Annotated in this window: 19 protein-coding genes, 1 tRNA gene and 1 pseudogene; 9 read left to right on the top strand and 12 right to left on the bottom strand. The window is 39.5% G+C overall.

What is annotated here, in order from left to right:
• Positions 1-126 precede the first annotated feature (126 nt).
• The 3 genes from BLR37_RS04645 to ade all read left to right on the top strand — a co-directional run bounded on the left by BLR37_RS04645 (position 127) and on the right by ade (position 5,253).
• Positions 127-1,515 carry a LutB/LldF family L-lactate oxidation iron-sulfur protein gene (locus tag BLR37_RS04645; protein ID WP_090765242.1) on the top strand — a complete coding sequence of 463 codons (1,389 nt, stop codon included), beginning with the start codon at positions 127-129 and terminating at the stop codon, positions 1,513-1,515.
• Positions 1,516-1,543: 28 nt separating this feature from the next.
• The gene (locus BLR37_RS04640) at positions 1,544-3,520 is read left to right on the top strand and encodes an alpha-ketoacid dehydrogenase subunit alpha/beta (protein WP_090765239.1); all 1,977 of its coding nucleotides are present in this window, start codon (positions 1,544-1,546) and stop codon (positions 3,518-3,520) included.
• A 95-nt stretch (positions 3,521-3,615) separates the two neighbouring features.
• The gene (ade, locus tag BLR37_RS04635) at positions 3,616-5,253 is read left to right on the top strand and encodes an adenine deaminase (RefSeq protein ID WP_090765235.1); all 1,638 of its coding nucleotides are present in this window, start codon (positions 3,616-3,618) and stop codon (positions 5,251-5,253) included.
• An 89-nt stretch (positions 5,254-5,342) separates the two neighbouring features.
• On the opposite strand, the gene BLR37_RS04630 is transcribed toward ade, so the two are convergent.
• The 3 genes from BLR37_RS04630 to BLR37_RS04620 form a co-directional block, all read right to left on the bottom strand.
• Positions 5,343-5,951: a SprT-like domain-containing protein gene (locus BLR37_RS04630; protein ID WP_208599600.1), complete on the bottom strand. Its 609-nt coding sequence runs from the start codon at positions 5,949-5,951 to the stop codon at positions 5,343-5,345.
• Between the two features lie 243 nt (positions 5,952-6,194).
• Positions 6,195-6,572: a GxxExxY protein gene (locus BLR37_RS04625; protein ID WP_090765232.1), complete on the bottom strand. Its 378-nt coding sequence runs from the start codon at positions 6,570-6,572 to the stop codon at positions 6,195-6,197.
• Between the two features lie 72 nt (positions 6,573-6,644).
• Positions 6,645-8,915 carry a helix-turn-helix domain-containing protein gene (locus tag BLR37_RS04620; protein ID WP_090765229.1) on the bottom strand — a complete coding sequence of 757 codons (2,271 nt, stop codon included), beginning with the start codon at positions 8,913-8,915 and terminating at the stop codon, positions 6,645-6,647.
• Positions 8,916-9,179: 264 nt separating this feature from the next.
• On the opposite strand from BLR37_RS04620, the gene BLR37_RS04615 reads away from it, so the two are divergent.
• On the top strand, positions 9,180-10,763 hold the full coding sequence (locus BLR37_RS04615) for a peptide chain release factor 3 (RefSeq protein ID WP_039480555.1): 1,584 nt from the start codon (positions 9,180-9,182) through the stop codon (positions 10,761-10,763).
• Positions 10,764-10,895: 132 nt separating this feature from the next.
• Here BLR37_RS04615 and BLR37_RS04610 read toward each other — a convergent pair whose 3' ends face one another.
• A complete protein-coding gene (locus tag BLR37_RS04610) occupies positions 10,896-12,413 on the bottom strand; it encodes a glycoside hydrolase family 32 protein (RefSeq protein ID WP_090765226.1) in 1,518 nt (505 codons plus the stop codon).
• Positions 12,414-12,469: 56 nt separating this feature from the next.
• On the bottom strand, positions 12,470-13,522 hold the full coding sequence (locus tag BLR37_RS04605) for a helix-turn-helix transcriptional regulator (RefSeq protein ID WP_090765223.1): 1,053 nt from the start codon (positions 13,520-13,522) through the stop codon (positions 12,470-12,472).
• 287 nt (positions 13,523-13,809) lie between these two features.
• On the opposite strand from BLR37_RS04605, the gene BLR37_RS04595 reads away from it, so the two are divergent.
• From BLR37_RS04595 to BLR37_RS04580, 5 genes and pseudogenes are all read left to right on the top strand, one after another.
• Positions 13,810-15,327 (top strand): TROVE domain-containing protein, encoded by a 1,518-nt coding sequence (locus BLR37_RS04595; protein WP_090765218.1) that lies wholly within the window; start codon positions 13,810-13,812, stop codon positions 15,325-15,327.
• A gap of 289 nt (positions 15,328-15,616) precedes the next feature.
• A tRNA-OTHER gene (locus tag BLR37_RS25255) sits at positions 15,617-15,756 on the top strand.
• A gap of 470 nt (positions 15,757-16,226) precedes the next feature.
• Positions 16,227-16,987, top strand: a pseudogene (locus tag BLR37_RS04590) (nucleotidyltransferase domain-containing protein).
• Positions 16,977-18,038: a DNA polymerase beta superfamily protein gene (locus tag BLR37_RS04585; protein ID WP_090765215.1), complete on the top strand. Its 1,062-nt coding sequence runs from the start codon at positions 16,977-16,979 to the stop codon at positions 18,036-18,038. The pseudogene BLR37_RS04590 and the gene BLR37_RS04585 overlap by 11 nt, the downstream one beginning before the upstream one ends.
• 11 nt (positions 18,039-18,049) lie before the next feature.
• On the top strand, positions 18,050-19,474 hold the full coding sequence (locus BLR37_RS04580) for an RtcB family protein (RefSeq protein WP_090765212.1): 1,425 nt from the start codon (positions 18,050-18,052) through the stop codon (positions 19,472-19,474).
• Between the two features lie 426 nt (positions 19,475-19,900).
• Here BLR37_RS04580 and BLR37_RS25250 read toward each other — a convergent pair whose 3' ends face one another.
• From BLR37_RS25250 to BLR37_RS04545, 7 genes are all read right to left on the bottom strand, one after another.
• On the bottom strand, positions 19,901-20,074 hold the full coding sequence (locus tag BLR37_RS25250) for a hypothetical protein (protein WP_167356550.1): 174 nt from the start codon (positions 20,072-20,074) through the stop codon (positions 19,901-19,903).
• A 137-nt stretch (positions 20,075-20,211) separates the two neighbouring features.
• Complete coding sequence (locus tag BLR37_RS04570; protein WP_090765206.1) at positions 20,212-21,465, bottom strand: pyridoxal phosphate-dependent aminotransferase; 1,254 nt, start codon at positions 21,463-21,465, stop codon at positions 20,212-20,214.
• Between the two features lie 34 nt (positions 21,466-21,499).
• A complete protein-coding gene (locus BLR37_RS04565) occupies positions 21,500-21,832 on the bottom strand; it encodes a type II toxin-antitoxin system RelE/ParE family toxin (protein ID WP_090765202.1) in 333 nt (110 codons plus the stop codon).
• The gene (locus tag BLR37_RS04560; RefSeq protein ID WP_090765200.1) at positions 21,832-22,020 is read right to left on the bottom strand and encodes a hypothetical protein; all 189 of its coding nucleotides are present in this window, start codon (positions 22,018-22,020) and stop codon (positions 21,832-21,834) included. Before BLR37_RS04560 ends, BLR37_RS04565 begins: the two co-directional genes overlap by 1 nt.
• Positions 22,021-22,040: 20 nt before the next feature.
• Positions 22,041-23,372 (bottom strand): argininosuccinate lyase, encoded by a 1,332-nt coding sequence (argH, locus tag BLR37_RS04555; RefSeq protein ID WP_090765197.1) that lies wholly within the window; start codon positions 23,370-23,372, stop codon positions 22,041-22,043.
• 56 nt (positions 23,373-23,428) lie between these two features.
• Positions 23,429-23,761 carry a DUF5615 family PIN-like protein gene (locus BLR37_RS04550; protein ID WP_090765194.1) on the bottom strand — a complete coding sequence of 111 codons (333 nt, stop codon included), beginning with the start codon at positions 23,759-23,761 and terminating at the stop codon, positions 23,429-23,431.
• On the bottom strand, positions 23,761-23,982 hold the full coding sequence (locus tag BLR37_RS04545; RefSeq protein WP_090765191.1) for a DUF433 domain-containing protein: 222 nt from the start codon (positions 23,980-23,982) through the stop codon (positions 23,761-23,763). The genes BLR37_RS04550 and BLR37_RS04545 overlap by 1 nt, the downstream gene beginning before the upstream one ends.
• Positions 23,983-24,018 lie beyond the last annotated feature (36 nt).

Here is a 24,018-nt window from a genome sequence, read left to right as displayed (position 1 = left end):
AACGAAATGTTGGGGCTTTTTTATGCACATTACTTTTGGTGCCTGCATAAATTCATATCTTTGGTTTTTAACAGCGTAGCCTGAACTAAAAGCAGCTATTCTTCGTTACCCCTATATAAATTGCCATTGATGAAAACTGCCGAGGAATTTTTAGAGAAGTCTGATGAGAAAGCTTTCGATTTACCGCACCGTAAAACCATAAATTACAATATTGGTAAATACAATGCGGCAGTTGAACGCGGCTTATCGAAATTCGAAAATCTCGAAGCTTCTAAAAAAAAGGCCCATGTAATTAAATGGCGTGTAATGGAAAACCTCGACAAGTTCTTACCTGAGTTCGAATCGAACTTTCAGCGCCGAGGTGGTAAAGTAATATGGGCCAACGATGCGGCAGAAGCTCAGCAGGAAATCCTCAATATCATTAAAAGAAACAATGGGAAAACGGTCATCAAATCTAAATCGATGACGACTGAAGAAATCCACCTGAACTATTTTTTGGAGCAGAACAATATCGAATCGCTGGAAAGTGATCTGGGCGAATACATTGTTCAGTTATTGGGTCAGGCACCCTACCACATTGTTACCCCCGCCATGCACTTAAGTGCTACTGATATTGCACAGTTATTTCACGATAAATTTGGAACCCCGCTTGATGCCACACCACCGCAGCTGGTGCAAAAAGCAAGGGAACTACTCAGAGATAAATATTTAAATGCCGATATCGGTATCAGTGGTGGTAATTTCCTGATTGCCGATACGGGAAGTATTGCTATCACCGAAAATGAAGGCAATGCCAGGTTAAGCACTACTTTCCCCAAAATACACATTGCCATTGTTGGTATCGAAAAGGTAATTCCTTCTATGGCCGACCTGGATCTGTTCTGGCCTTTACTGGCATCACACGGTACCGGACAAAATTTGACGGTTTACAATAGTATCCTGAGCGGTCCGCGTCAGCCAAACGAAACGGATGGCCCAGAAGAAATGTATGTTATCCTGCTGGATAATGGCCGTACCAATTTACTGGCGCAAAAAGACCAGCGACAGGGCTTGTACTGCATTCGTTGTGGTGCTTGCCTAAATGCTTGCCCTGTATATAAAAATATTGGCGGGCACACCTATAACACCACATACAGTGGCCCGATTGGCTCTGTAATTACCCCGCATTTAAAAGGCATGGAAGAGTTTAAGCATTTAAGCTATGCTTCCAGTCTCTGCGGAAAATGCTCGGAGGTTTGTCCTGTAAAAATCGATATCCATAAAATGTTGTTGCTCAACCGTAGGGATGCTGCAGCAGGCCATGAAAATGGGAAAAAGGAAGAAATGGGCTGGAGCATGTTTAACAGGATGATGCAAAAACGCAAATGGATGGATTTCTTTGGTGGAAAATTTAAAAACTTTATGCTCAAAACCTTCTTCAAAAAGAGTTGGGGCAAATACCGCGAGATGCCAAAAGTTGCCGATAAATCTTTTGCAAAGCAGTTTGAGGAGATGAAAAAGAACCGGGAATCTTAATCAGAAACCATTAGCCAAACAACCAAATATGCATTTCAACCGAAGAGATAAAGACGACGAATTCTTACTGAATTTATACAAAAAGCTGCTTTATCCCCGGATGGTGGAGGATAAAATGCTCATATTGTTACGCCAGGGGCGCATAGGCAAATGGTTTTCGGGTATTGGACAAGAAGCCATTGCTGTTGGCAGTACAATGGCCATGCAGCCTGAGGAATACATTTTACCCATGCACCGTAATTTAGGTGTTTTTACCTCACGTAATATTCCGCTAAAGAAATTAATGGCCCAATGGCAGGGCAAGTTAACCGGCTTTACCAAAGGCCGCGACCGCTCCTTTCATTTTGGCACACAAGATTATAAAATTGTGGGGATGATCTCCCACCTCGGTCCGCAAATGGCTCTTGCCGATGGCATTGCCTTAGCTGATTTACTTGCTAATAAACAACATGCTACCCTGGTTTATACCGGTGAAGGTGCAACCAGTGAAGGCGATTTTCACGAAGCGATAAATGTTGCAGCTGTTTGGGGCCTTCCGGTCATCTTTTTAATCGAGAATAATGGTTACGGGCTGTCAACCCCAAAAGCAGAACAGTACAGATGCAAAAACCTGGTTGATAAAGCCATTGGTTATGGCATTGAAGGCTGGCAAATAGACGGCAATAATATTCTTGAAGTCTATGATACCATTAATCAGCTGGCCATGGAAATCAGAAAAGACCCAAGACCTGTTTTGGTAGAGTGCATGACTTTCAGGATGCGTGGCCACGAAGAGGCATCAGGCACCAAATATGTACCGCAAGAAATGTTCGATGAATGGGAAAAGAAAGATCCGTTAAACAATTACGAAGCATATTTAATTGAACAAGGCATTTTAACTACCGATACCATCACCGATATTAAAATCCAGTTTAAAAAAGATATTGAAATAGCTGTAGAAGAAGCTTTTGAAGAGCCAGAGCCTATTCCAAATACTGTTCAGGAAGAAACGGATATGTATTTCCCTTACGAATCCGAAATCATTCAACCGGGCGAGGCTACTACTGAAAAAAGATATTTAGATGCCATTAGCGATGCACTCGATCTCGCTATGGAAAAATATCCTAATCTGGTTTTAATGGGGCAGGATATTGCCGATTATGGTGGTGCCTTTAAAATTACGGATGGCTTTATGACTAAATATGGCAAAGGCCGGGTGCGTAACACCCCTATTTGCGAATCGGCGATTGTAGGTGCGGGTTTAGGCCTTTCTATAAATGGATATAAAGCTGTTGTAGAAATGCAGTTTGCAGATTTTGTAAGTGTTGGCTTTAACCAGATTGTAAACAATTTGGCCAAAACACATTACCGTTGGGGCGAGAAAGCCGATGTTGTAGTACGCATGCCTACAGGTGCCGGAACGGGCGCCGGTCCTTTCCACTCGCAAAGCAATGAGGCCTGGTTTACCAAAACACCAGGCTTAAAAATTGTTTATCCTGCATTTCCAGATGATGCCAAGGGCTTGCTTTTAGCCGCCATTGCCGATCCCAACCCGGTAATCTATTTTGAACACAAATACCTGTACAGAAGTTTAACTGCGGCAGTACCTGATGGTTATTATACCACCGAAATAGGAAAAGCGGTTACCTTAAAAACAGGTAGCCAGTTTACGATTATCACCTATGGTTTAGGCGTACATTGGGCTTTGGAATATCTAAACAATCACCCTGAACAAGAAGCAACTCTGGTTGATCTGCGTACACTCCGGCCCTGGGATCAGGAAACGGTAGAAGAAGCTGTAAAAGCTACCGGTCGGGTGCTGATTTTACACGAAGATACCCTGACCAATGGTTTCGGCGCTGAAATTTCGGCCTGGATTGGAGAGCATCTTTTCCATTACCTGGATGCACCTGTAATGCGTTGCGCCAGTTTAGATACCGCCATCCCGATGAGCAAGGTGCTCGAAGATGACTTTTTAGCTAAAGCCAGGCTGGCAGCAACAATTGATAAATTATTAAAATACTAAAAGAGGGTTAATCGTATAAACGGTTTAAATTGGTTAATTGTAAGTTGATCTAACAGTTAACCCATTGATACAATTAATTAGTTAAACATAAAGAAATGGGCACATTCAAAGTCGAAGGAAACATCGTCAATATTTTAAAACGAAATATTTTTTTCGGCGAAATAACGGTTGAAACCGGAAAAATAAAATCGATTACCAAAATTTCAGAAGAACGCCCAGGCAGCCCTTTCATTACTCCGGGTTTTATCGATAGTCATGTACACATCGAAAGCAGTATGCTAATTCCGAGCGAATTTGCCCGGCTGGCTGTAGTGCATGGTACGGTGGCCACCATCAGCGATCCGCACGAAATTGCCAATGTTTGTGGTATGGAAGGTGTTGAGTTTATGATCGAAAACGGAAATACTGTACCCTTTAAATTCAATTTCGGGGCACCAAGCTGCGTTCCGGCTACTGTTTTCGAAACCGCTGGTGCAGCCTTAAACCACGATGATGTTAAAGCTCTGTTAGAACGTCCTGAAATTAAATACCTCAGTGAAATGATGAACTTCCCAGGGGTGCTATACAAAGATGAAGAAGTTTTAAAAAAGATTGCAGCTGCCCACCAGCTCGGTAAACCTGTTGACGGGCACGCACCAGGCTTACGTGGCGATGCGGCTCAAAAATATATCGACGCGGGTATTTCTACTGACCACGAATGTTTTACTGCAGAAGAAGCGCTGGATAAACTGCAACGTGGCATGAAAATATTGATCCGCGAAGGCAGTGCAGCCAAAAACTTCGAGGCTTTAATTCATTTACTTCACGACTGGCCCAAAATGATGATGTTTTGCAGTGATGATAAACACCCTGATAGTTTAGTAGAAAGCCACGTTAACGAAGTTTGCGCGAGGGCCGTAGCTAAGGGAATCGACGTTTTTAAAGTACTAAGAGCAGCATGCATTAATCCTATATTACACTATAAACTGGAAGTTGGTGCTTTACAGGTAAACGATGATGCCGATTTTATTGTGGTGGAAGATCTTGTTAATTTTAAGGTAAAACAAACCTATATCAATGGGCTTTTATTAGCAGAAAACGGCAAAATGGTAGGTAATTGGATCAATCATGTGGCCGGTAAAGAATCGATTAACCATTTTGATTGCAGCCCCAAAAAAGAAGCAGATTTTATATTGGAATACACCAATCAGCAAGAAATCCCCGTTATTGAAGCCTTGGATGGTCAGCTCATTACCAATAAAATACAGGCAAAGCCCAAGATTGAAAATGGCAATATCATAAGCGATGTAGCGAACGACATACTTAAAATGGTGGTGGTTAACCGCTATCAAGATGCTCCAATAGCTATTTCCTTTGTTAAAAACTTTGGCTTAAAACAGGGAGCGATTGCATCAAGTGTTGCGCATGATAGTCACAATATCATTGCAGTGGGTGTTGATGATAAAAGTATTTGCGAAGCGGTAAACCTGGTGATAAAGGAAACCGGTGGTGTTGTCGCTTTAGGCAATGGAAAAGAAGAAGTGCTGCCGCTGCCTGTGGCTGGCTTAATGAGTAACCACAATGGTTACGAGGTTGCCACGTGTTATACTACTATCGATCGATTTGCAAAAGATTTGGGTTCAACCCTCCTCGCTCCTTTTATGACGCTTTCTTTTATGGCGCTTTTGGTTATTCCACACCTGAAACTAAGCGATAAAGGTTTGTTTGATGGTGATGAGTTTAGGTTGATTTAATATCATCAAATACGCTGATCTGTAGTGAAAAGTTAAGTAAAAAACTTAAAGAGATGTTGAAACAAGTTCAGCAGGACGCTAATAATAAATTATTCTAACAAAAACACCTCTGCAAGCGGATTAAACAAGTAAACCCGTTTATCATCTAAGCACACACAGCGGTAACGTTTTCTGATGCGCTCGCCTTTGGTAAAACGGCGGCCATCCTTGATTTTGAAGTTGGCATTTACAGGCAATTGCTCCACATGCAAGGTACCGGTTGTATCAGCATCGTATTTTTTTAAGGCACGTGATAAATGTAAATCTGAACAGCTCGAAGCAGCAGGGTTCGACATGTAGTTATCTATCGCTTTATGAATATCATCGGGAAAGATATTCATATCAAAAAAGGGCACCATCATACGTTGAAAGTTTTTTTTCCATTCGGTCCCATGTGGCTTTACCTTATTCTTAAAATCATTCCAGGTTAACAAATGTGCAAATTCGTGCACCGTGGTTACCAGAAAAGCGTAATGGTTGAGATTAAAATTAACTGAAATGCGATGACCTTTATCGCGAAAAGGATGGCGGTAATCTCCAAGTTTAGTGGAACGGGTTTTAGCGATCTTAAATTCACATTGAAAATAATCTATCCACTTGGCAATTAGCGGGGCGGCCTCGGCAGGCATGTATTGCGCTAAAACTTTAACTTTCTCCACAGATGCTAATATAATTATTTTTAAAGTTTAACCACAAAAGGCTCAAAGTTTTACAATGAAAAAACAGAATTATTTAAGTTCTTTAACCACAGAGTGCATTGAGTTCGCACAGAGAAAACAGATTATTTTTGTGATAATTCAGTGCAAAAAGAATTTGATACAAAAAGCATTCATACGATTATGCATCAATTTGCCTAAATTTTAACCACAGAGCACATTGAACTTTCACAGAGAGAAAGAGTACTAGTATCCATTTACTATTCGTCTAATTCCATCTTTTAATCTTAGCACATTAAAATTCATTAATAGCCCAAATCTGTAACCTCCAAGTTTCATGTACGTTAATGTTTGTGCAAGGTGAACATCACTGAGGGCTTCTATACTTTTCAACTCCAAAACAAGCTTATTCTCCACCAAAATATCTATGCGGTAACCACAATCCAGTTTTACATCTTCAAAAACTAAAGGCATAATTTTTTCTTTCTCAACCTGAAAACCTGCTTGATCAATTTTATAGAACAGGCATTCTTTATAAGCATTTTCGAGCAAACCTGGACCAAGGGCAGTATGAACATCAATTGCCAGCCCAATAATGGTTCTCGTTAATAAATCTTCTTTCATAAAGCTCTGCGTGCTCTGTGTTAGCCTCTTTTTCTCTGTGGTAAAAATTGCTCTTTTGTGGGTAAAAGCATCTTACTCTTCTGTTGGAAACAGCGATGCCAGCACCATTTTTATCTCGCCGAAAGAGTAATCCTTGCCCAGAAACTCCCTGATTGTAGCCATTGATTTCGTTTTCTGGCTTTCCACAGCATCTGTAATATTCCTGATTTTATTGGGTTTAACCAGTTTGTTTACATCCAGTTGCTGGGTAGAAACATAGTAAGCCAAATGGCCTTCAATGGTACCTAACGATAAACCGCGTTCCTTTGCAATTTCAGTTAATGTTTTGCCCTGTTCATACAATTCAAAACTCAGCAGTTTGGTATCAGGCTTCGGCTCTTTCTTTTTCTTCTCTGTTGCAGTTCTTACTTTTAGCGCCATTCCTTTAAGGGTGATAGCCTTTTTCAACTGTGCTTCCCTTTCAACTACATTTAAAAGTGCCTCGGTATCGGCTTTACTGAACTCTTTACCGTCTATAATCGCTTCCAGCAGTGCCTTACTTTTGTGAATTTTCTTCAACTGTTCATAAATCACAATTTCCAGTTCAAGCAATTCGGTCAGGTAGGTTTTAACCTGTTTTTCTTCTTTTATGGCCTCTATCTGTGTTAAAAATTTATCCGATACCTCCTTAATCAAAGGGCTGAAATATTTTACCGCTGCCTGCACCCGCTTGGATACATTGAACAAAGTATGTTCGGTTTGTTGGGCAAACAGATTTTTAAGCTGGTTGATAAAAGTATCAGCCGTTGCTGTAATTTTCTGGAAATCTTTATACAAATCCATCGTCCATTCGTCGTAGCGCTGCTTAGTCGATTTAGCTTCGCTCTTATCAAAAGTTTGCATGTGTTCCTTAAAATAATAGCGCGCCATGTTCAGGTCGAAGGCAGATAGTAAATACGTCCTGATAAAATCATAACTCTCGGCACTGATCTGCTGATCGAGCACTTCGGCTGGTTGTTTCGTTTTAGAGAAATAATGGATATTTTGATCTTGTTGCAAACCACTTTCACGCAGATGTGAAGTTAATACCAGGCCTTTAAGTGAGCGTAGGCGCGAAAGCGCAACATAAGCCTGTCCCGGGGCAAAAGCGTCACCAATATCGATAATCGCTTTATCAAAAGTTAAACCCTGACTTTTATGCACCGTAATGGCCCAGGCCAGCTTAATTGGATATTGTACAAAAGAACCCGCCACATTTTCTTCAATTTCATTTGTGGCTTCGTTGAGTTTATATTTTACATTCTCCCAGGTGTAAGGCGAAATCTGTATCACTGTTCTATCTTCAGGCAACTCAATTTCTATCACTCCTTTTTCAATATGGTGCACTACCCCTATTTTACCATTGTAATAGCGTTTTTCGGCAGTCATATCGTTTTTAATAAACATAATTTGTGCACCAACCTTAAGTTCTAAACTTTTATCGTTGGGATAAGCATGCTCGTTAAATTCGCCGGTAACCTTTGCCTCAAAAAAGTAAGATTTGCTGGTCAGCTGTGTTAAGCGGTCACGGTTTATGGCATCAGCTTTATTGTTATGCGTGGTTAGGGTAATGTAATTCTCTGTTGCTGCAGGTTTAAAATCCTGAATAAAATGTTGTTGTAATAACGCGGTATCCTGTGCGGTAATCTGGTTGTTCCGCAGGTTATTCAGCAAATCGATAAAAACCGAATCATCCTGTCGGTAAATTTTATCCAGTTCGATATATACCGGCGGATTATTTTGCAGCGCCAGGGCATCGAAGAAATAAATACTCTTGTAAAATCCGGCCATTACCCGCCATTCGTCATTTTTAACTACAGGTGGTAACTGATGTAAATCGCCGATAAATAATAGCTGAACACCTCCAAAAGGCACATTTTTATTCCTCCTGATGTAGCGCAGTGCGAAATCAATCGCATCCAGCATATCTGCCCGCAGCATACTCACCTCATCAATCACCAACAGTTCCAGCTCCTGAATCAGGCGTCTTTTATTGCCCTGCATATTTAAATGCTTAGCCAATGTACGAGGTGTATTAAAGTTAAAGGTGATATTCTGATTAATGATGTTCCCCGCTGCATCTGGAAAAAAAGCACCAAATGGCAGCTGAAAAAGAGAATGAATGGTAACCCCTGCTGCGTTAATAGCGGCTATACCCGTCGGCGCACAAATCATTGCCTTCTTATGCGTAAGCTGAATCAGTTTCCGCAAAAAAGTAGTTTTACCAGTCCCCGCTTTTCCTGTTAAGAAAACGTGTTTAGAGGTGTAATTCACAAATTTAGCCGCAATTTCTGCGGGCATAGAAGTTTCTTCTAATGTAGGCATCTGCAATAAAATTTTAGTTTGCTAAACAGGCGGGATAAATAAAGCTAAACATTTTAGCACAAAAATAGGGATGATTTATAAAAATTTTGGATTATTTCGTTTTTATCTTCGAACTATTGCCTTGGGTTTAAACCCAAGGTAATAGTTATTAAACAATTAGCCAGTTTTTCGTATCTTTGCAGCCTCATGGAGCAAAAATCTAAAATTCTTCTGTTAGCAAGATTTCTTTAAAGCTTCCACCTATCTTATAATTTCCTTTTTATTATGCTTAACCCTGAAATAGAAAAACGTAAAACCTTTGCCATTATAAGTCACCCCGATGCGGGTAAAACCACACTGACAGAAAAATTTCTGCTGTTTGGTGGTGCCATCAACACGGCCGGTGCAGTAAAAAGAAATAAGGCAAACCAGAGCAATACCTCCGATTTTATGGAGATTGAAAAGCAGCGTGGTATCTCGGTTGCAACTTCGGTAATGGGTTTCGAATACAGCGGTAAACGCATCAATATTCTGGATACACCGGGTCACAAAGATTTCGCCGAAGATACTTACCGTACTTTATCGGCTGTGGATAGCGTAATTTTGGTGGTCGACTGTGTAAAAGGTGTAGAGGAACAGACCGAAAAACTCATGTCGGTTTGCCGCATGCGCAACACGCCTGTAATTATCTTCATCAACAAAATGGACCGCGAAGGTAAAGAAGCTTATGATCTACTAGATGAAATTGAAGAAAAGCTAAACATTAGCTTATGCCCGCTTTCGTGGCCAATTGGTCAGGGACATACCTTTAAAGGAGTTTACAGCATCTATAACAAACACTTAAATTTATTCAATTCTGATAAAACCAAAGTAACCGATTCGGTAGTTGCTGCAAATGATCTGAACGACCCTTCACTTTTAGATTACCTTAAAGCATCGGAAATTAAGACTTTAAATGACGATGTGGAGCTGGTTGATGGAATTTACGGCAAAGTAGATAAGGATTTATATACCGAAGGCTTGCTGGCTCCTGTATTTTTTGGAAGTGCCATTAACAATTTCGGAATCAAGGAATTGCTGGATACCTTTATTGAAATTGCCCCAAGCCCGAAACATCGCGAGGCCGAAGAAAGAGATGTTTTGGTAGAAGAAAAAAACTTTAGCGGTTTTGTATTTAAAATTCACGCCAACTTAGATCCTAAACACCGCGACCGGATTGCTTTTTTGAGAATTTGCTCTGGTAAATTTGAACGAAATAAATTTTATTATCATACCCGTCAGGATAAGAAACTGAAATTCTCTAACCCGATGGATTTTATGGCCAACGAGAAAAGTATTGTTGAAGAAGCCTGGCCAGGTGATGTGGTTGGTTTGTACGATAGCGGTAACTTTAAAATCGGCGATACTTTAACCGAAGGTGAAAAACTGCAGTTTAAAGGCATCCCTAGTTTCTCTCCTTCTATTTTTAAAGAGGTAGAAAACATGGACCCTATGCGTACCAAACAGTTGGAAAAAGGAATTGAGCAATTAACCGATGAAGGGGTGGCGCAATTATTTGTGATGCAGCCCGGAAACCGGAAAGTAATTGGTGCAGTGGGTGAGCTTCAGTTCGAAGTAATTAACTTCCGTTTAGAACACGAGTATGGGGCAAAATGCCGTTTCCGTACGCTAAGTTATACCCGTTCAAGCTGGGTAACTTCAGAGGATAAAAAGAAACTGGATGAGTTTGTAAAACGCAAGCAACAGCACATTGGCTTTGATAAAGAGGCTAACCCGGTTTACCTGGCCGATAGTGAGTACATGATTAATTTAACCAAACAGGATTATCCTGATATCGATTTCCATAAAACAAGCGAGTTTAAAAGCTAGTCTGGAGTCAGAGGTCCGGGACACATCATTTTTTAATATATATAGAATTGTCACCCTGAGCCTGTCGAAGGGCCTACCTTAAAATTGTGTGAGGCGTTTCGACAGGCTCAACGTGACAAACTATTATTGTTGTTATTTCTTACTCAAATCCCAAATCTTTAAACTGCTCAAAGTACTTTTACCATCTTTCGAGAATGCGGTAATCCCCGTTGCCTTTTCGTCCGGAAAAATCATGGTAGAAATCACCTTTTCACCACCATTGCCAAAAACTTCAAGCGATGATTTATCAATCAGGATCTGAATTTTTACTTTACCACCAACAGGATTTATTTTAGCAGTTTGCACGATGTTCTTATCGTTTTTAATGCCTTTTTCTGAGCGCGAGCAATCAACATAAAGCTCATTTTTATCAGCCTGGTAGCCTACTTCAATTTCCTTAATCACTTTACCTTGTCCATCTTTTAATTGTGCCAGCTTAAAGCCTGCATTTTTAGCACCATTCAAATCAAATTCTGCTTCAATCCAGTTTGCATTGGTAATGTCATCCAGTTTCAATTCGCCATTAACAGCCAGGTTTTGTTTGGAAATTACCCGGTTTTGAGCCAGTTTTTTAAGATTACCTGCAACAACCGAACTAGGCTGCTGAAACAACCTCACGCCATCAGGAGTAGTTTTCAAAGCTAAATCCCTTGGAATAGACATCTGCCCTTTCCATGGAAAAGTTTCTTTACCTCCCGGCTGTAACCAACCTAAAAGGATGCGTTTATCATTTGGCGCACTGTTCCAGGGAATGGCCGCATAAAATGAGTCACCATCATCTACCAGCAAGGTTAATTGGCCATCGTTGTCATTTTTAAAAGTTTTGCCATCAAAATCGCCTACAAAATATTGCATGGTTGGACCTTTTGGCCCAAACAGCGAAATCATGAGCACCCATTTGGTGTTATTCTTATTTCCATCAACTGCAAGTGGAATCATAAAAGGGCATTCCCAGCCACTGCCCTGGTTGCCTTGCTTACCAAAATCACTCAGCATGGTCCAGTCTTTAAGGTTTTTCGAACCGTAAAACCGTGCCTGATGTTCATCCACCATCGCAACGGTCATAATCCATTGTTTCGAAGCCTCATGCCACCACACATTCGGATCGCGGAAATCCTTTTTGTTTAAATCAATGATGGGGTTTTTCGCATAATTGGTAAAAGTTAAGCCACCATCGTTGCTATAGGCCATATACTGCGATTCGTTATGCTGTTTAGGTAAATCGGCCGTATAAAAAGCCAGAATTGGTGCTTTCCCTTTGCCTAAACCACTTGCGTTTTGTTTATCTAAAACCGCCGAGCCAGAGAAAATCATGGTTGTGGTATCTTTGGTGATCTTCTCGGGGATGGCAACTGGCAGGTGTTCCCAATTTACCAGGTCTTTACTTTTCGCATGGCCCCAGCTCATATGCCCCCATTTATTTTCGAAAGGATTATACTGGTAATACAAATGGTATTCACCATTTAGGTAAATCAATCCGTTAGGATCGTTAAGCCAGTTGGCTGGCGCTGTAAAATGGTAACTGGGCCGCCATTGCGGGGTAGCTTGCTGCGCAAAAGTGTTTAACGAACAAGCAATAAGGATGGATAAGATATATTTGGTTCTGCTCATAATTGATTATTGAGCCTTTAAAATACAAATAAGAATCCAATTACTAAAACGTTTAACTAAGTTGTGGTATTTTCAACAGTATCATTTTCCTTTTGGATGGTTTCATACTGCTCATAAGTTTGCTGCAAACGTTTTTTTATTTTCCAGATCAGCAATTTTGGCGAACGCACTCTAACACATTCTCCAAAACCCAAAATCTCGCGTTCCAGCTCATAATTCAGTACAACATCTATTCTGAAAACGGTAGTTTTATCATTTTTGTTCAATATTACCTGCGAAGTATGCAAAGGTTTGGTAATTACATAGGGTGCATGATCGTTGGTAAACTCCAATATAACTTTTTGCGCCCTGTCTCTTTGGTTTTTGGTCACCCCAATCAAATCATCATAATAACGGTCGAAATCGACCCCTTCATAGGCTAAAAATTCTTCATTGGGCAATTCCTGAAATTCAACAATCCGGTCAAGTGCTAAATTGAGAATTCCTGGTCGTTTTTTAGCCTTACAGATCAAAAACCAGCGGTTACGGTATTCTTTTAGCAGGTAGGGAAAATAAATGCCCTGTTGAGCCTGTTTTGCCTTGAAGGATTTATATTCAATCAACAAGGATCGTTTATTCAAAACAGCCTGGTAAAGTGGCGGAATACATTCGATCCCCTTCACCAGCTTATTGCTTTCTAACTGAATGTTATTGCCACTCTGTTTGGTCGATTTATAAAGATTGTTTTCTAAACGGGCAATCATATCGCTCATCTCGTCGAAATAATTGAAAGCATTAAACTGCTTTAGCACGCCAACAATTTCTTTCATTTTATCTACATCGGCATGATTAATCGGTGCTTTTGTAATGCTAAAACCGGTATCCTCATAGGCATAAAATCGCTTGTCTTTTACCACAATAGGCGCATTGTAACCCAATTTATCGCTTCGCATCAACTGAATGTCGGCCTGTATGGTACGCTTACTTACTCCGCTGGTTATACCTTCCAGCTCGTAAAGCGTTTCGGCAACCTTTTCTATAATATCATCGAGCGTCCATTTACGGAAACGATTTCTCAAACAATCGTCGATGGTTTTGTAGCGAATGAGGGCTAATTTATTGATGGCCATTTTGTGGGTTTTATGGTCGAAGTTAAAAATCTGGCATTTAAGTCTCTGTTAAAGATAACTAAGTTTCATACAACTACGCAATACAATTGCGCAATTGCGTACCAAAAACACAAATTCAATCATAAATTAAATTTTATTAAACTAAAAATCAACAGGTTAATTAAAAAACTGCAAAATATTTCCAACTGCGCAATTCCTTCGCGTAGGGCTGGTGGCATCTTTGTAATGTCAGAACGGTAAAGAGATTTACACAGACAAAAAAGATTTAAAAACTTAATTCAATTATTATGAAATTCAATTTTTTTAACAAAAACAGACAGCTAACAAAAAATCATGAAGATGCAAAAGCATTCGTGATGAGTCCTGAAATGGAATTGTATACTGCAGTTGTTACTACAGGATTGAACGATTCGTTTTACGAAGCTGGAAATACCAGATTAGAAAGGCTCAAAGCTTTAATTGAAAAATGTAGCCCTGAATTTATTGCCAGGCTGGCTATTTACGCCAGAACGGAAATGAATTTAAGATCCATACCAATGGTTTTATCGGTAGAGCTGGCCAAAAAAACATCAGGTAACTCACTTGTGAGTAGAACTGTTAACAGAGTTGTTTTACGTGCAGATGAGATCACTGAAATGTTGGCTTACTATCAAATTGCAAACGAGCGAACTGAAATCAAAAAGCTGAATAAGCTTTCAAAACAAATACAAAAAGGTTTGATAGGAGCTTTTAACAATTTTGATGAGTACCAATTTGCCAAATACAATAGAAATGCAGCGGTAAAATTAAAGGATGCTTTGTTTCTGGTACACCCTAAAGCTAAAAATGCTGCTCAGCAAGCTATTTTTAACAAGATCGCATCTGATAGCCTGGATACGCCATACACCTGGGAAACTGAACTTTCTGCTTTAGGTAAAAACAGATTTGCAAATGAAGCTGCCAGAGCATTAGCAGTAACCAGAAAATGGGAGGAGATGATAGAAAGCAAAAAGATCGGCTACATGGCTATGCTAAGAAACCTGCGTAATATTTTAGAAGCTAATGTTTCGGCTAAGCACATTGAGCTGGTTTGCGATTACCTGGCTAATGAAAAAGCGGTTTTAAATTCGAGACAACTTCCGTTCAGATTTTTGTCTGCATACAGAGAGTTAAAATCAATTAAATCGAGCTTTACGTCAGCCATGTTAGATGCCCTGGAAAATGCAGTAATGTGTAGCGCAAAGAACATAAAAGGCTTTGGATTTGATACTTCAATTGTAATTGCCTGCGATGTTTCGGGATCAATGCAAAAACCAGTTTCAGCAAGAAGTACTGTGTTGTTGTACGATATAGGCTTAATGTTAGCCATGTTACTTCAGTCGCAATGCAAAAATGTAACCACTGGTATGTTTGGCGATACTTATAAAGTAATCAATATGCCTAAACAAAATGTTTTAGCCAATGTGATGGAATATTACAGACGTGAAGGTGAAGTTGGCTATGCTACAAATGGATATCTGGTAATCGATGACTTAATAAGACAAAGAAAGGTTACTGATAAGGTGATGATATTTACCGATACGCAAATGTGGAATAACAATAACACCAACAGCACTTTTGCAAACTCGTGGTCTAGATACAAAGAAATCGCACCAAATGCCAAATTGTATTTGTTCGATTTAGCTGGCTACAGTAACCAACCGGTAGATGTTAGACAAAATGATGTGTATTTGTTGGCTGGTTGGTCTGATAAAATTTTTGATATCCTTTCAGGAATGGAAGATGCAGTTTCTGCGCTCGAGAAAATAAGTCGAATTGAAATATAAACCCATCCCACAGTAAAATGACTGTGGGATATTAAAAAACATTTATAGAAAAGCAAGTGTCGTTAAAAAGAGTTACTTCGCATTCAGGTCGCCCTGGTTGTAGGTTCGAATCCTACTTCTTTAAACAGAATAGCTCAATGGTAGAGCAGGAAAACAGTCTCTTTTGCCTTTAACCTTGCCTAATTATAGAAAAAAAATAAAAAACAGAAAACAAGCAAGTGTCGTAAAGAAGAGTTACTTCGCACTCTTAATGCCCGTGTCGCAGGTTCGAGCCCTGCCCCATGTAAATGGGTAGCTCAGCTGGTAGAGCAGGAAAAATAGTCTCTTTTTGTCATTTACCTTGCTTTAATTAAAATACCAAATAAGTGCCGTAGATAAAAGTTACTTCGATTCAAGCCCAGGATGCTGGTTCAATTCCAGCTTCTGCCAACGCAGAATAGTTTAAGTTTTAGAACATGGGGAAATGTCTTTTATCACCTATTGCCTTATCTATAATAAAAACAGAATGCCGTAAATAAAAGTTACTTCGTCGCAATTGAGGGGAGGAATAATGAAGTTGTAAAGCCAGCAAGATTATCCGGTTCGACTCCGGCAACGACATGCCCCGTAAACTTTTGTTGCTTTTTGCTTCTGTTCATTAAAAAATTAAGATGCCGTTGTCAAGTGTTACTTCGAGGGTTGAATATAGTGCAGGTTCGAATCCTGCTAGTAAATATACACTTGCCAGTATTGCTCTTAAATGATTACGCTCTCGCAAAAAAATGAGTGCCGTTGCTAAATGTTACTTCGTCCAAAAAGTTTGATACATTTTGTGCTTGTAGCCTCATTAATTAAAATGATTAAATTTAGAAGCCCCCTGGCATGGTGAATGTTACCTGCCGGGGATTAATTAGAGAAAAATGAAAACCGAGATAATAAGGAAACTTGGCGAAATAGAATGCGCACACAACATCAAAATATTATTTGCCTGTGAGTCTGGAAGTAGAGGTTGGCAATTCCCGTCACCAGATAGCGATTATGATGTAAGGTTTATTTATAAACGCCCTTTGGATGATTATTTATCGGTTTCTGATAGCCCGGATCATCTTGATTTCCCAATTAATAATGAACTTGATATCAATGGCTGGGATATAAGGAAAGTGCTCAAACTGATCAGAAAATCAAATACAACTCCGTTTGAATGGTTACAGTCACCCATAATTTATATGGAGCACGATCATTTCAAAGAGGACTTGTGGAAATTGTGCCAGCAGTACTTTTATAGAAAAACAAATGTTAACCATTACCTGGGTATTGCGCTTGGTGCATTAGAAACTGGTACAAATGCAGGAGAAATCAAAATAAAAAGCTTTTTTATGTGCTCAGATCACTACTTTCAGCAAAATGGTGCTTAGAAAAAAACACTATTGCGCCAATGACGATTGAACCGTTAATTACCTTAATGCCTGAAAATTTACTGGAGATTGTTCGCGAACTTATTTTACTCAAATCAACTTCTAATGAAGGATTTCTGATAAAAATAGTTCCTCAGTTAAGCACATACATCGATCATGAATTTGAAAAATGTAGTGCAGCCGCTAAAGACTTGCCAAAAGAAAGTTTTAGCGGGGAAGCCCTGGATATTTTCTTTAGAAAAACGATAAAGAGTTATGACAATTAAAGATTTAAAAGATAGAAATCTCTTGTTATTTGAATGTTTAAGTGGCAGTAAGGCTTATGGCTTAAATACTCCGGAATCTGATACAGATATAAAGGGTATTTATTACATGCCTAAAAGCATGTTCTTTGGCTTTAAGTATATCCCACAAATCAGCAATGAGAGTAATGATGAGGTTTATTATGAAATTGGCCGCTTTGTAGAATTGTTAATCAAGAATAATCCGAACATTGTTGAGATTTTAGCAACACCTGAAGACTGCATTTTATATAAGCATCCCGTAATGGAGAAATTAAACATTGCGATGTTCTTGTCCAAATTGTGTAAAGATACTTTTGGTGGTTATGCTTTAACCCAGATCAGAAAGGCAAAAGGTTTAAATAAAAAGATTTTGAATCCAATGCCAAAAGCTCGAAAAACAGTACTTGATTTTTGTTATATAACAGGAAATTATTCAGCAGTTAAAGTTAAAGCATGGCTAAAAAAAAGGAATATCCTACAGGAAAACTGTGGGCTATCAAAAATTTCGCACACCAAAGATCTTTATGCATTATTTTATAACAATGAAAAAAACATTCCCTATAAAGGCATAGCAAATAAAACAAATGCCAATGAAGTTTCAGTATCTGCCATCCCCGCTGGGGAAACGGGAATTGCGTATTTATTCTTCAATAAGGATAGTTATTCCTCGTACTGCAAGGAGCATAGTGAATATTGGGAATGGGTAGAAAAACGGAACGAGGAACGCTACAGTTTAAATAAGAATCATGGTAAAGATTATGATTCGAAAAACATGATGCATACCATCAGGCTATTACAAGTAGCACTTGAGATTGTACGGGATGGAAAATTAAATGTAAAACGACAAAATCGGGATGAGTTACTCATGATTAAAAGAGGAGAACTTGATTACGAAGAGGTATTAAAAATGGCTGAGGCTCTGATGGAACAAATTGAACAAGAAACAACCAAAAGCAAGCTCATGGATAAGCCAGATACTGCTTTAGTTGAGTCTTTACTTGTTGAGATGCGAACAGCGCTTTATGCCGATTAAAAAAAACAAAAATGAAAAACAACATAACAGGAAATAACCTGCTTGAAACAGGTTATACTGAAGGAAAAATATTAGGCTTAGCATTGGATATTTTGAAAACAAACTTTGCGGATATTGAAGAAAAAGAATTGCTGGCCTTATTTAAAAAAGTAAAAGATTATCCCGAAAGTTTTTTGGATGATCCAGTTTTACATCCGCTGGCCACGGCCATGATTGAAGAAGCCAATGCTCCAAAAGATGAAATCATTGAACTGGTAAGCCATGCCAAACCCTACGCGGTATTTGGCCCTGATTACATTGAAGAAGGTGCCAGAAACCAAATGGATATTGCCATGAAACTACCCGTATCGGTAGCAGGGGCTTTAATGCCCGATGCCCACCAAGGCTATGGCTTGCCTATTGGCGGTGTACTGGCCACCAAAAATGCAATTATACCTTACGGTGTAGGCGTTGATATTGGTTGCCGAATGGCGTTGAGTATTTTCGACATTCCTGAAAAGCATTATTTCGGTAAAGATGCCATGTACAAACGCGAGTTGATTGCCTTTACCAAATTTGGAGCAGGCAGAGAGTTTAGGGGTTTGGAAAGAGCCGAGCACGAGGTGTTGGATAACGAAGCTTTTAACTCAACTACTTTCCTTAAAAACCTGCATGGAAAAGCCTGGGCTCAATTGGGTACATCAGGCGGTGGTAACCACTTTGTAGAATGGGGGATTATTGATTTTGCCGAACGCGATGAAGTTCTAAATATCGATAAAGGTCGTTATGTAGCCTTGCTAACCCATTCCGGTTCGCGTGGTTTAGGTGCTACTATTGCCGGTCATTATACCAAACTGGCGAAAGAGATCTGTAAATTACCTAAAGAGGCCGCAAACCTCGCCTACTTAGACCTTAACACGGCCGAAGGGCAAGAGTACTGGATTGCCATGAACTTAGCTGGCGATTATGCTTCGGCCTGTCACGAGGTAATTCATAAAAGGTTAACCAAAGCCATTGGTGCAAAAGTTTTAGCCAAGGTAGAAAACCATCATAATTTTGCCTGGAAGGAGCTTATTAACGGTGAGGAAGTGATTGTTCACCGTAAAGGCGCTACTCCGGCCGGTAAGGGCGTAATGGGGATTATCCCGGGAAGTATGACCGCTCCAGGATTTCTGGTTAGAGGGAAAGGTGAAACCAGCGCAATCAATTCGGCATCGCATGGCGCGGGTAGACAAATGAGCAGGACGAAAGCCATTCAATCGATCACCAAATCGGACATGAAAGCAATTTTGAAAGACCATAACGTAACCTTAATTGGTGCGGGTATAGACGAAGCGCCGATGGCTTATAAAGACATCCATAAAGTAATGGCTGCACAAACAGAACTGGTTGATGTGGTGGCTAAATTCGAACCTAAAATGGTAAGAATGGCTGATGATGGGAGCAGGGAGGATTAGTTTGGAGTCTTGAGTCCAAAGTCCTCAGTCTGGAGCCTGGAGCCTGGAATAGAAGACCTCGTGGGTTTTAAAAAACCCGGGAGGTCTTTCTCATTAATTTATTATGAGAAAAACATGGGTTCCTGTCTATTGGCCCAAAAGAACAGGACTTCTATCCGATCTGGTTTAATTTCATAAAATACAGAGGAGATCTTTTTAATTAATCCCTGACGTATGTTAGGATCAAATTCAGTTTCTTTATAAATGAAAGGAGAATGACTTATTAAGTCTAAGGTTTTAATCGTATTCTTTTTAAAATCTTTTAATGCTTTTGATCCTAGTCTTTCATGTATTTGAGCACAGATTGACTCGAAAGTTTTTAGTGCTGTTTCTGATATGACTATCGGCAATTCCATTACATCCCAGAAATTCTTTCTTTAAATTCTGCTAAAGAGATGCCTTTACCCTCCTTAATATCATCCTGCCCTTTTTTAATCCCTGATATGACGTGCTGAGGTAAGTCGTTGTTTTTTTTATTTCGTAAGGAACTTCTAACGCTTCAAGAAATGCCTTTAATGCTTTCTCCTGCACTTTATCGGGATGTACCACGTAAGTTTCCATATCCAATGTGATTTTAAACTAATATACAAATTTACAGATTATTCAATACAACGTACTCCTAAAAGAATTGCTTAATTAAAAAACAAACCCCTCTACAAAACAAATTGAAGAGGGGTTTACATGTTATGAATGAGGATCTATTTCAACTTACTTAAAGCTGTTTTAATTCTCGGTAACATGTCTTTAATATCCTGTAAGGTACAAGCACCTACCGAAGCCCTGAACCATGGCATGCTGTGTTCGTTTCCGAATGCCGAGAATGGCACCAAAGCAGCTCCCGCTTCTTTAATTAAATAGAAGTTAACATCGGCACTATCTTTTAAAAGCTGACCGTCTTCGGTTGTTCTTCCGATATAATCAATTTTAATGGTTAGGTAAATGGCTCCCATTGGCTCTACGGCATCAACATTAAAGCCTTCGGCCTTTAATGCATTAAAGCCATTATAAAGCGCGTTTAAGCTATCTTGTATCTGAGCCTTAAAGCTGGTTAAGAATGCATCAACCTGCGGCTTGTCGTTAAAATAGTTTGACATGGCAACCTGCTCTGCTTTTGGCGCCCAGGCACCCATGTGTCCAACAAGTGCTTTCATCCGGTTAATAATATCTTCCGGACCAAATCCCCAGCCTACGCGTACACCTGTTGCAGCTAAACATTTAGAGCTACCATCTACAAAAATGGTAAACTCGCGCATAGCCGGACGTAACGAAACCGGATTTACATGCACTTTATCAAAAGTTAAAAGCGAGTAAATCTGATCGTACATCAGGTAAAGTGGTTTTTCATCTGCTCCTCTGGTTGCATTTTCTTCCAAAACAGCATCACAAATCTCAGCCAAAGCATCGGCATCGAACATGGTACCGGTAGGATTTAGTGGCGAGCACAGTGCCAGTAAAGTTGCACCTTTTAAATGCGGTTTTAACTGTGCCGCAGTAGGCATAAAATTATGCGCTGCATCGGTTTCAACTGCAATAGCATTTGCTGATGTTAAATGACAATAGTGGTTATTGTTCCATGATGGAGCGGGAAACACTACGGTATCGCCCGGATCAATTAGCGCCAGAAAGGTAGCATAAATTAACGGACGCGAACCTCCCGAAACCAAAATACTGTTGGTATTGTATTCCAGACCAAATCTGTCTTTTAACAATTCTGAAACGGTTTCACGTAAAGGCAAAACACCATCAGCAGGCGGATAATTGGTTTGATTGGCATTATAAGCTTCCACAATTCCAGCTTTTAACTCAGCAGGAATTGGGTAAATATTCGAATCGAAATCGCCAATAGTAAGGTTAGCAATCGATGCGCCTTTGCGCTTCATTTCATTAACTTCGTTACCAATTTTTATAATTTCTGAGCCAATTAATGAATTGGCTATTACTGAAACTTTCATGTAGTTGTATGTTGCAATGCTGATATCAGCAAATTTATAATGCTTTTATTAATTTTTGAAGTTCCTTTTTATCAATGCTGCTTTCTTCCGATTTATCATAAAGTGTTAACATATTGATAATTGTACCCTCAGGTATATTAGAGACTAAATAAGTGATTATTCTAAATCCACCGCTTTTACCTTTTCCTTTGCTTTTTATGGCCAGTCTGATTTTATATAGACCTGCTCCCAAATCATTTCCTTGATGTGGATCTTTCAGGAGCTTTTCCTCGAGCTCATAAAGGTCTTCGACTAAAGAGAGATACTTCTTTTTATAGATTTTGGCTTTTTTGATAAAAACGGATGAATAAATAACCTCATTCGCCATTAAATATCTTTTAAAGTTAGTGGTTTCCGTTTTCCTTGTTGCATTTCCTTAATCTCTTTTAAGGCCTGCGCAATTTCAGCGGTTATCTGACTTGTTGGTTCTGATTTAACTTTTGCACCAATTTTGCTAAGGAATTCTTTTACAAAACCTGCATCCTTATCCTTAATTTCTATTGTTAAAGTTGTCATAATTACAAATTTAGCAAAATTTATTTAACCAAATCTGCTATTGCATTATTCACTTTTTCGAAACCAAACTGTGCTAATACAGCCTTCATTGATGCTTCAATCTGCTCGTTGCAAAGATTACCTATACTGCCTTCGTGGGTATGGTGTATCTGGTTCGATGGTGCAAAAGTACCACTTTCAATCTGCTCACCAACTATTTTATAAGCTTCTCTAAACGGAACACCTTGTAGGGCCAGTTCATTAACCACTTCAACACTAAACAGGTAATCGTACTTTTTATCCTTCAAAATATCATCCTTTATGGTAATGTTCTGGAACATAAAGGTGGCAATTTCCAGGCATTCATTAAGCGACGTAATTGCCGGGAAAAGATTTTCCTTTAGCAGCTGTAGATCGCGGTGATAGCCAGAAGGTAAATTGGTAATCATCATGGCAATTTCATTTGGCAAAGCCTGAATCTTGTTACAACGCGAACGGATCAACTCAAAAACATCAGGATTCTTTTTATGCGGCATAATGCTCGAACCTGTAGTCAGTTCGGGAGGGAAACTGATAAAGCCGAAATTCTGGTTAATGAAAAGGCAAACATCCATGGCCATTTTAGCTAGAGTAGCTGCAACAGCACTCATGGCCTGTGCCAAAATTCTTTCTGTTTTACCACGCCCCATTTGCGCATAAACCACATTATAGTTTAAGCTTTCAAACCCCAATAGTTTAGTGGTTAAAGTTCTGTTCAAAGGGAATGATGAGCCATAACCTGCGGCAGAACCCAATGGATTTTTATTGGTAATTTTCCAGGCGGCCAGCATCAGTTCCATATCATCGGCAAGGCTTTCTGCATAAGCACCAAACCACAAACCAAACGATGAAGGCATCGCAATTTGCAAATGCGTATAACCTGGTAATAGTTTATCTTTATGGGTATTGCTCAGCGTTATCAACTGGTTAAACAAAGTAGAAGTCTGGTTAACCATATCTTCGATGCAGGCACGGAAAAACAGTTTTAAATCAACCAGAACCTGGTCATTACGCGAACGGCCACTGTGGATTTTCTTACCTGCTTCGCCGATGCGTTGGGTTAGCAACCACTCTACCTGCGAGTGTACATCTTCAACCGTATCTTCGATGGTAAAATTACCGGCCTCAATTTCGGCGTAAATATTTTTAAGTTCCTGCTGAACAGTTTTTAACTCATCGGCAGTAAGCAAATTAATGGTTTCCAACATTTCGGTGTGAGCCAGTGAGCCCAGCACATCAAATTTTGCCATTTGCAGATCCAGTTCACGGTCTTTACCTACAGTAAAATTTTCTACAAACTGATTTACATCAATATTTTTTTGCCAAATCTTCATTTCAATTTATTTAACCGCAAAGGGCACCAAGCTTTTCGCGAAGCACACTAAGCATTTTATTGAATTTCTAAACAAGAGAATTCTTCCTGCTTTATAAATTCTGCTATTAATTCTTTTTTTGCTAAAAGTATCTGTGATACCGAGAGGGTTGTATTGTTGCCCGTTCTGAGCCAGATTATTTTCGGTGGATGCCCATATAAATTAGAAAATTCATAAAAATCGGCATCAAAAGTAACCACTGTAAAACCATTTTGACCAGCAAATGCCCAGATCTCCTTATCTGATTTATTCTCCAGATTTAATTTCCTGATTTGCTCACTCTGTGGGAAAGCCTGCTGAATAAGCTTAATAATCCGGAAAGAAATATTCTGATCAAATAGTAATTTCACTAGGCCACCCTTATTTTATGTTCCCGATCGGCAGCATATGCCAAACAAGCTAATACCTGTGCTTCGGTCAATTCATCAAAATCTTCCAAAATCTGTTCCAGGGTCATGCCGTTCGCAAACCAGTTTAAAACATCATAAACTGCAATTCTGGTTCCAATTATACATGGCCGGCCGAATCGTTTATCGGCATTAATCTCGATAAAATTAGCATAGGTGTTCATATCCCAAAGATAAACATTATTTAAAGGAATTTATTT

Source organism: Pedobacter soli, assembly GCF_900101435.1.
In the GTDB taxonomy this organism is placed as follows: domain Bacteria; phylum Bacteroidota; class Bacteroidia; order Sphingobacteriales; family Sphingobacteriaceae; genus Pedobacter; species Pedobacter soli.
This window is presented reverse-complemented; position numbering and strand designations above follow the sequence as displayed.

Excerpts from the sequence above, each read along its gene's own strand:
- BLR37_RS04640 (WP_090765239.1), top strand. The coding sequence starts at position 1,544 with ATGCATTTCAACCGAAGAGATAAAGACGACGAATTCTTACTGAATTTA.
- ade (WP_090765235.1), top strand. The coding sequence starts at position 3,616 with ATGGGCACATTCAAAGTCGAAGGAAACATCGTCAATATTTTAAAACGA.
- BLR37_RS04625 (WP_090765232.1), bottom strand. The coding sequence starts at position 6,572 with ATGAAAGAAGATTTATTAACGAGAACCATTATTGGGCTGGCAATTGAT.
- BLR37_RS04620 (WP_090765229.1), bottom strand. The coding sequence starts at position 8,915 with ATGCCTACATTAGAAGAAACTTCTATGCCCGCAGAAATTGCGGCTAAA.
- BLR37_RS04615 (WP_039480555.1), top strand. The coding sequence starts at position 9,180 with ATGCTTAACCCTGAAATAGAAAAACGTAAAACCTTTGCCATTATAAGT.
- BLR37_RS04610 (WP_090765226.1), bottom strand. The coding sequence starts at position 12,413 with ATGAGCAGAACCAAATATATCTTATCCATCCTTATTGCTTGTTCGTTA.
- BLR37_RS04605 (WP_090765223.1), bottom strand. The coding sequence starts at position 13,522 with ATGGCCATCAATAAATTAGCCCTCATTCGCTACAAAACCATCGACGAT.
- BLR37_RS04595 (WP_090765218.1), top strand. The coding sequence starts at position 13,810 with ATGAAATTCAATTTTTTTAACAAAAACAGACAGCTAACAAAAAATCAT.
- BLR37_RS04585 (WP_090765215.1), top strand. The coding sequence starts at position 16,977 with ATGACAATTAAAGATTTAAAAGATAGAAATCTCTTGTTATTTGAATGT.
- BLR37_RS04580 (WP_090765212.1), top strand. The coding sequence starts at position 18,050 with ATGAAAAACAACATAACAGGAAATAACCTGCTTGAAACAGGTTATACT.
- BLR37_RS25250 (WP_167356550.1), bottom strand. The coding sequence starts at position 20,074 with ATGGAAACTTACGTGGTACATCCCGATAAAGTGCAGGAGAAAGCATTA.
- BLR37_RS04570 (WP_090765206.1), bottom strand. The coding sequence starts at position 21,465 with ATGAAAGTTTCAGTAATAGCCAATTCATTAATTGGCTCAGAAATTATA.
- BLR37_RS04565 (WP_090765202.1), bottom strand. The coding sequence starts at position 21,832 with ATGGCGAATGAGGTTATTTATTCATCCGTTTTTATCAAAAAAGCCAAA.
- BLR37_RS04560 (WP_090765200.1), bottom strand. The coding sequence starts at position 22,020 with ATGACAACTTTAACAATAGAAATTAAGGATAAGGATGCAGGTTTTGTA.
- argH (WP_090765197.1), bottom strand. The coding sequence starts at position 23,372 with ATGAAGATTTGGCAAAAAAATATTGATGTAAATCAGTTTGTAGAAAAT.
- BLR37_RS04545 (WP_090765191.1), bottom strand. The coding sequence starts at position 23,982 with ATGAACACCTATGCTAATTTTATCGAGATTAATGCCGATAAACGATTC.